Origin of the sequence: Gluconobacter sp. P5H9_a (genome assembly GCF_018812085.1) — a bacterium.
In the GTDB taxonomy this organism is placed as follows: domain Bacteria; phylum Pseudomonadota; class Alphaproteobacteria; order Acetobacterales; family Acetobacteraceae; genus Gluconobacter.
The window spans coordinates 1-699 of the sequence record NZ_JACRVW010000051.1; the positions used below are offsets into that span (position 1 = coordinate 1).

At 55.3% G+C, this 699-nt stretch carries 2 protein-coding genes; one reads left to right on the top strand and one right to left on the bottom strand.

Translation table 11 applies throughout. The annotated features are described in order from the left end of the window. Window positions 1–200 precede the first annotated feature (200 nt). On the bottom strand, window positions 201–479 hold the full coding sequence (locus tag KP708_RS15425) for a type II toxin-antitoxin system RelE/ParE family toxin (RefSeq protein ID WP_371823802.1): 279 nt from the start codon (window positions 477–479) through the stop codon (window positions 201–203). 29 nt (window positions 480–508) lie between these two features. On the opposite strand from KP708_RS15425, the gene KP708_RS15430 reads away from it, so the two are divergent. After that, window positions 509–699: hypothetical protein (locus KP708_RS15430; protein ID WP_215757241.1), on the top strand; the 191-nt coding region annotated here is incomplete at its 3' end.

Here is a 699-nt window from a genome sequence, read left to right on the forward strand (position 1 = left end):
GAGCGTGGCTATGCGCCAGAATGGAACGGTGTAGGAGACGGGCCGGGTGAGGCGTCCGGCGCATCATCCAACGGCCCCTCGCTCGGTATGTGACAGGTCACGAAAATGGGGCAGCTTCCACACTACCCCAGAGGAACTGCCTCATATTTTAGTAGGCATAACTCAGCACAAGTAAACACAACKCGATACGAGTTAGCGGTCTATCGGTCTTGAGAACTGTGCCAGATGCGCAGGATTTCGACCGTTGAATCTGCGATGCGATAGACGATTACATACGGCCAGCAGGACACCAGTGCTCGCGTGCCAGGGACAAGGCCCGGTCGGCCTCGTTCCGGTAGATATTCGAGACGGTCACAGGCTGCGACTATCTGAATAGCAACACGGCTTGCTGCTGCGGGGTTKTCTTCCCCTATGTGATTTCTAATACTTTGGAGGTCATCGACCGCTGGATCGGTAATATCAACGATGAAATTTTGCACGAKTACCCGCGCTGTGGTGCAGGTTTTTCGTGTTCCGTACCCCAAGAGAGGAGCCAGTTACGCACCTCAGAATAGGGACGCTTGCGCCCTTCATCTGCGGCGCGGATTCCGTCTCGAACGGCGTCAGCAAAAGCTGTCGTCTCGGCGTCGTCATGCTGGACAATCGGGTGTGCGCTCATCATGCCGCTCCTGTCGCTCAATCAAGTTCAGACATTGATAC